Annotated in this window: 8 protein-coding genes; 5 read left to right on the top strand and 3 right to left on the bottom strand. The window is 59.6% G+C overall.

Going from position 1 to position 6,469, the window contains the following annotated elements; translation table 11 throughout:
• Positions 1–515, bottom strand: a 515-nt coding sequence (locus tag BMY22_RS14205; RefSeq protein WP_090623122.1) for a 3'-5' exonuclease, incomplete at its 3' end; no start/stop codon positions are given.
• Between the two features lie 129 nt (positions 516–644).
• Complete coding sequence (locus BMY22_RS14200) at positions 645–986, bottom strand: DMT family protein (protein WP_090623120.1); 342 nt, start codon at positions 984–986, stop codon at positions 645–647.
• A gap of 146 nt (positions 987–1,132) precedes the next feature.
• On the opposite strand from BMY22_RS14200, the gene BMY22_RS14195 reads away from it, so the two are divergent.
• Positions 1,133–1,384, top strand: a complete 252-nt coding sequence (locus BMY22_RS14195) for a YkgJ family cysteine cluster protein (protein ID WP_090623118.1) — start codon at positions 1,133–1,135, stop codon at positions 1,382–1,384.
• A gap of 91 nt (positions 1,385–1,475) precedes the next feature.
• Here BMY22_RS14195 and gltA read toward each other — a convergent pair whose 3' ends face one another.
• Positions 1,476–2,759, bottom strand: coding sequence for a citrate synthase (gene gltA / locus BMY22_RS14190; protein WP_090623115.1), 1,284 nt, complete (start codon positions 2,757–2,759; stop codon positions 1,476–1,478).
• 359 nt (positions 2,760–3,118) lie between these two features.
• Here gltA and sdhC point away from each other — a divergent pair, with 359 nt between their 5' ends.
• Genes sdhC through BMY22_RS14170 form a run of 4 tightly spaced genes read left to right on the top strand, consistent with a single transcriptional unit; the run spans position 3,119 to position 6,371 of the window.
• Positions 3,119–3,502 carry a succinate dehydrogenase, cytochrome b556 subunit gene (gene sdhC, locus BMY22_RS14185; protein ID WP_170849310.1) on the top strand — a complete coding sequence of 128 codons (384 nt, stop codon included), beginning with the start codon at positions 3,119–3,121 and terminating at the stop codon, positions 3,500–3,502.
• Complete coding sequence (sdhD, locus tag BMY22_RS14180; protein WP_090623111.1) at positions 3,496–3,864, top strand: succinate dehydrogenase, hydrophobic membrane anchor protein; 369 nt, start codon at positions 3,496–3,498, stop codon at positions 3,862–3,864. Before sdhC ends, sdhD begins: the two co-directional genes overlap by 7 nt.
• Positions 3,865–3,867: 3 nt before the next feature.
• Positions 3,868–5,640: a succinate dehydrogenase flavoprotein subunit gene (gene sdhA, locus BMY22_RS14175; protein ID WP_090623108.1), complete on the top strand. Its 1,773-nt coding sequence runs from the start codon at positions 3,868–3,870 to the stop codon at positions 5,638–5,640.
• A gap of 11 nt (positions 5,641–5,651) precedes the next feature.
• Positions 5,652–6,371, top strand: coding sequence for a succinate dehydrogenase iron-sulfur subunit (locus tag BMY22_RS14170; protein ID WP_090623105.1), 720 nt, complete (start codon positions 5,652–5,654; stop codon positions 6,369–6,371).
• Positions 6,372–6,469 lie beyond the last annotated feature (98 nt).

Genomic DNA, 6,469 nt, shown 5'->3' with positions numbered 1-6,469 from the left:
CTCATCAAGGCCTCGAAAAGTAAAAGACCTTGAAAGGGGTGACCCTGAAAGCTCAGGCCGGCGAGCTGCAGGGCGGTCTTCAGGCCGACTGCACGTTTCAGTTGGCGAGTATCGGCGAAGCGCTGTTTCAGGTTGAGGTGGGGCGTCGTCGCCAGGCTGCTGCTCAGGCCGTGGCGGCGCCATTCCTGCTCCAGTTGCTGGCGATCGTAGTCGCCCCAGCTTGCCCAGCCTGCCAGGCGCGGCCGATGGGAGGAGAGCCAGCGCTCGAACTGGCTCCAGACACTGGGCAGCGGGGCGGCGGAGTCGATATCGGCCTGGGCGATGTGGGTGAGTTCGCGGCAGAAAGCGGTCAGGCAAGGACGGCGTTGCGGTCGCACGAAACGCTGGAAGTGATCCAGTTCGTGGCCGTCCCTGTCCACCAGGGTGGCACCGATTTCGACGATTTCCATGTCTTCCAGCAGCCAGCCTCCCTCGTCCGTCGTGGCTTCCAGATCGATCACCAACCAATTGTCCATGGGCAACTCCTGGGCTTCGTACTCGGGCGACCTACGGTGTTGCCGGCCGCAAGGGTCAGTGTAAACCCTTCCCGTACCCGAGCCCTCGAGGAGGCAGGGAGAGCGCAAGCCGCATGGCGGCGAGGTTCGTCAGCTGCGAAAGATGAAATACACCGCGCCAAGCAGACATAGCCCGGCCCAGAGATAGTCCAGCTTGAGGGGCTGCTGCATGAACAGCACGCTGAAGGGGACGAAGACCATCAGGGTGACCACTTCCTGCATGATCTTCAACTGGCCCACCGTGAGTTCGGTGTAGCCGATGCGGTTGGCCGGGACCATGATCAGGTACTCGAACAAGGCGATTCCCCAGCTGATGAGCGCGGCGATGACCCAGGGCTTACTGTTCAGGGTGCGCAGATGGCCGTACCAGGCAAAGGTCATGAATATGTTCGAAAGGCTGAGCAACAGTGCGGTTTGCAGCCAGATCGGCATGGGAAGTGGCTCCGAGAGATGGATGAGCGGTCGAGTCGATCGGGAAGTACGGGGTGACGCCGGGTGGGGCGGGCTTACCGGTTCGTCAGGTGCGGCGTAGGATACTCGACCGTCTCAATACGTTGTTCCCATTGCGAGGTTCGACCATGAAATGTCGCGCAGGCTGCGGCGCCTGCTGCATTGCGCCTTCCATCAGTTCGCCGATTCCGGGCATGCCACAGGGCAAGCCGGCGGGCGAGCGTTGTCTACACCTTTCCGTGGATAATCTGTGTGCCCTGTTTGAAAAGCCCGAGCGGCCGGCGGTGTGTGTCGCCTTTGGTGCGGATTCGGCTGTCTGCGGTAGCGGCCGGGAAGAGGCATTGCAGTTGATCGAGTGGCTGGAAGGGGAGACGGGTTGAAGAGGGCGCGCGCGGCGCTGGTCCTGGTCGAGTGCCCGATAAACAAAAAAGGCTGCGTAAGCGCAGCCTTTTTTCCGCAGGGGGAAAGCGCTTAGCGCTTTTCCACCGCAACGAAGTCGCGCTTCTCGTAACCGGTGTACAGCTGGCGCGGACGGCCGATCTTGTACGGACCGGAGAGCATTTCCTTCCAGTGGGAGATCCAGCCCACGGTACGTGCCAGGGCGAAGATCACGGTGAACATGCTGGTCGGAATGCCGATGGCCTTGAGGATGATGCCGGAGTAGAAGTCGACGTTCGGGTAGAGGTTGCGCTCCTTGAAGTAAGGATCGTTGCGCGCAATCTCTTCCAGTTTCATGGCCAGTTCCAGCTGGGGATCGTTGATGCCCAGTTCGGAGAGCACTTCGTCGCAGGTCTGCTTCATGACCTTGGCGCGCGGGTCGAAGTTCTTGTAGACGCGATGGCCGAAGCCCATCAGTTTGAACGGATCGTTCTTGTCCTTGGCCTTGGCCACGAACTTCTCGATGTTGGAGACATCGCCGATCTCGTCGAGCATGGTCAGCACGGCTTCGTTGGCGCCGCCGTGTGCCGGTCCCCACAGGGCCGCGATGCCGGCAGCGATACAGGCGAACGGGTTGGCACCCGAGGAGCCGGCCAAGCGAACGGTGGAGGTGGAGGCGTTCTGCTCGTGATCCGCGTGCAGGATGAAGATGCGATCCATGGCCTTGGCGACGACCGGGCTGATCGGCTTCACTTCACACGGAGTGTTGAACATCATGTGCAGGAAGTTTTCCGCGTAGTTCAGATCGTTACGCGGGTACATCATCGGCTGGCCGAGGGAGTACTTGTAGACCATGGCTGCCAGAGTCGGCATCTTGGCTACCAGGCGAATTGCGGAGATTTCACGGTGCTGCGGATCGTTGATGTCCAGCGAGTCGTGATAGAAGGCGGAGAGGGCGCCGACAACACCACACATGACGGCCATCGGGTGAGCATCGCGGCGGAAACCGTTGAAGAAGTTCTTCAGTTGCTCATGAACCATGGTGTGGTTCTTGATGTTACCGACAAACTTTGCTTTCTGATCGGCATTTGGCAGTTCGCCATTCAACAGCAGATAACAAGTTTCCAGATAATCGGATTTTTCTGCCAGTTGTTCGATCGGATAACCGCGATGCAGCAGGATGCCATTGTCGCCATCGATGTAAGTAATCTTCGACTCACAGGAGGCGGTAGACATAAAGCCAGGATCGAAGGTGAAGTGGCCCGTTGAGGTCAGTCCCCGTACATCAATCACATCGGGACCGACAGTGCCGGTCAGAACGGGCAGTTCAACGGGTTTGTCCCCATTGATGATCAACTGCGCTTTTTTGTCAGCCATGGGTGGCCTCCTTTCTGAGCTTTCTGCTAGGTATCATCAGCCGGCCCCATGCAGGGCCCGCTCTACTATAGGGCGGTCGGTTCCAAAATCAATCTGCACCAAAGTAGTAGTGGATCGATCGTTTCAGAACGGATTGCACGCAAAAAGAAACTATTTACGTGATTAGTGGCCGTCGCGCAATCACTACTTTGTTGAGGGTGCTCGCGTTGTCATTAGTACCCTAACTGTCTATACTCGGCAACCGACCGCCAGGGGCTTTAGAGCCTCGTATTCTGGAGGTTGCCGCTCTCTGGGTGGTGGGTACCTGACCAGTGCACATCCCAACAACTTCGCCCTGCTCGCCAGGGCTCTCACAGTGAATGAAAGCCGTGAAAAGCCAACGACCTGTAAACCTAGACCTTAGGACAATCAAACTTCCTGTCACTGCTTACACGTCCATTCTTCACCGTATCTCTGGTGTCATCCTCTTCCTGGGAATTGTCGTGCTGCTGTCCTGGCTCGACAAGTCCCTGTCGTCCGAGGAAGGCTTCGAGCAGGTGAAAGGGTATCTGGCCAGTCCGCTGGTCAAGCTGGTGGCATGGGGCTTGGTGTCTGCATTGCTGTACCACCTGGTGGCCGGCGTGCGCCATCTGATCATGGATATGGGCATCGGTGAAACGCTGGAAGGCGGCACCAAGGGCTCGAAAATCGTTATCGGCGTTTCGGTGGCGCTGATCCTGCTGTCGGGAGTTTGGATATGGTAACTAATGTCACGAATTTCTCGCGTTCGGGTCTTTACGACTGGATGGCTCAGCGCGTCTCCGCGGTCATCCTCGCAGCATACACCCTCTTTCTGCTGGGTTACCTGTTCTTCGGTTCGGATCTGACCTATGCCGACTGGCACGGTCTGTACTCCTCCACCGGCATGCGGGTCTTCAGTCTGCTGGCTCTCGTCGCGCTGAGCGTGCATGCCTGGGTTGGCATGTGGACCATCTCGACCGACTACCTGACTCCGATGGCGCTGGGCAAGCTGGCGACCGTTGTGCGTTTCCTTTTCCAGGCCGCGTGTGGCATCGCCATGTTCGCGTTTTTCGTCTGGGGTGTGCAGATTCTTTGGGGTATCTGATTCATGGCTAACATTCGTACGCTTTCCTTCGACGCAATCATCGTCGGCGGTGGTGGTGCTGGTATGCGTGCTGCCCTGCAACTGGCTCAGGGCGGTCACAAGACTGCAGTAGTCACCAAGGTATTTCCGACCCGTTCGCACACCGTTTCCGCACAGGGCGGCATCACCTGCGCCATCGCCTCGTCCGACCCGAACGACGATTGGCGCTGGCACATGTACGACACCGTCAAGGGCTCCGACTACATCGGTGACCAGGACGCCATCGAGTACATGTGCTCGGTCGGCCCCGAAGCCGTATTCGAACTTGAGCACATGGGTCTGCCGTTCTCCCGTACCGAAACCGGCCGCATCTATCAGCGTCCGTTCGGTGGCCAGTCCAAGGACTATGGCAACGGCGGCCAGGCTGCCCGTACCTGCGCTGCTGCTGACCGTACCGGCCATGCGCTGCTGCACACCCTCTATCAGGGCAACCTGAAGAGCAACACCACTTTCCTCAACGAGTGGTACGCGGTTGATCTGGTGAAGAACCAGGACGGTGCCGTCGTCGGCATCATCGCTATTTGCATCGAGACCGGCGAAACCGTCTACATCCGCTGCAAGGCCGTGGTCCTGGCCACCGGTGGTGCCGGTCGTATCTACGCCTCGACCACCAATGCTCTGATCAACACCGGCGACGGCGTGGGCATGGCCCTGCGTGCCGGCGTGCCGGTGCAGGATATCGAAATGTGGCAGTTCCACCCGACCGGCATCGCCGGTGCCGGCGTGCTGGTGACCGAAGGTTGCCGCGGCGAGGGTGGCTACCTGATCAACAAGCACGGCGAACGCTTCATGGAGCGTTATGCTCCGAACGCCAAGGACCTTGCTGGCCGCGACGTAGTTGCGCGCTCCATGGTCAAGGAAATCATCGCCGGCAACGGCTGTGGCCCGGACGGCGATCACGTGCTGCTGAAGCTCGACCACCTCGGCGAGGAAGTACTGCACAGCCGTCTGCCCGGCATCTGCGAACTGTCCAAGACCTTCGCTCATGTCGACCCGGTGACTGCTCCTGTTCCGGTTGTCCCGACCTGCCACTACATGATGGGGGGCGTGGCCACCAACATCCATGGCCAGGCCATCACCCAGGATGCCAACGGCAACGACAAGATCATCGAAGGTCTGTTCGCCGTGGGCGAAGTGGCCTGCGTATCCGTGCATGGCGCCAACCGTCTGGGTGGCAACTCGCTGCTTGACCTGGTGGTGTTCGGTCGTGCCGCCGGTCTGCACCTGGAGAAGGCTCTCAAGGAAGGCATCGATTACCGCGGTGCATCCGAGTCCGACATCGAAGCCTCGCTCAAGCGCCTGTCCGGCGTGAACGAACGCAGCAGCGGCGAAGAAGTCGCTCCTCTGCGCAAAGAGCTGCAGAACTGCATGCAGAACTACTTCGGCGTGTTCCGTACCGGCGAATACATGCAGAAGGGCATCGCTCAACTGGCCGAGCTGCGTGACCGCATCGCTCTGGTCAAGATCAACGACAAGAGCCAGGCGTTCAACACCGCTCGCATCGAAGCTCTCGAGCTGCAGAACCTGCTCGAAGTGGCCGAGGCCACCGCGATCGCTGCGGAAAACCGCAAGGAATCCCGTGGAGCCCACGCCCGTGAGGACTTCGAGGAGCGCGACGACAAAGAATGGCTGTGCCACACCCTGTACTTCCCGGGTGAGAAGCGCGTGGCCAAGCGTGCCGTCAACTTCGCGCCGAAGACCGTTCCGGCGTTTGAACCCAAAGTGCGTACCTATTAAGGGTTATCGATATGTCGCTGCCCAAGACATTGCAAGTTAGCGTTTATCGCTACAACCCGGAGCAGGACTCTGCTCCCTATATGCAGAATCTGAACGTCGACATCGACGGCAAGGACCTGATGGTTCTCGATGTCCTGGCCCTGATCAAAGAGGGCGACGGCAGCTTCTCCTACCGCCGCTCCTGCCGTGAAGGTGTCTGCGGTTCCGATGGCATGAACATGAACGGCAAGAATGGCCTGGCTTGCATCACCCCGCTGTCCAGTGTGGTGACCGATGGCAAGCTGGTTGTCCGCCCGCTGCCCGGCCTGCCGATCATCCGCGACTTGGTCGTGGACATGAGCATCTTCTACAAGCAGTACGAGAAGGTGCAGCCCTACCTGCAGAACAATACTCCCGCTCCGGCCATCGAGCGTCTGCAGAGCCCGGAAGAGCGCGAGAAACTGGACGGTCTCTACGAGTGCATCCTGTGCGCTTGCTGCTCGACTTCCTGCCCGTCCTTCTGGTGGAACCCGGACAAGTTCCTCGGTCCCGCTGCACTGCTGCAGGCCTACCGCTTCCTGGCCGATAGCCGTGATACCAAGACCCAAGAGCGTCTGGCTGCCATGGACGACCCGTTCAGCGTGTTCCGTTGCCGCGGCATCATGAACTGCGTGTATGTCTGCCCGAAAGGCCTGAACCCGACCAAGGCCATCGGTCACGTGCGCGACATGCTGCTGCGTAGCGGTACCTGATCGATTCTTAGCGACACCGATACACCTGCGGCGCTGGGAACGATCCTGGCGTCGCAGCCAAAGCTGGACCGCAGCTCATGAAGCCGCGCTCCTATGAC

The organism is Azotobacter beijerinckii (assembly GCF_900110885.1).
Taxonomy (GTDB): Bacteria; Pseudomonadota; Gammaproteobacteria; order Pseudomonadales; family Pseudomonadaceae; genus Azotobacter; species Azotobacter beijerinckii.
The sequence above is the reverse complement of the archived record's forward strand: the minus strand, read 5'-3'. Positions and strand labels throughout refer to the sequence as shown.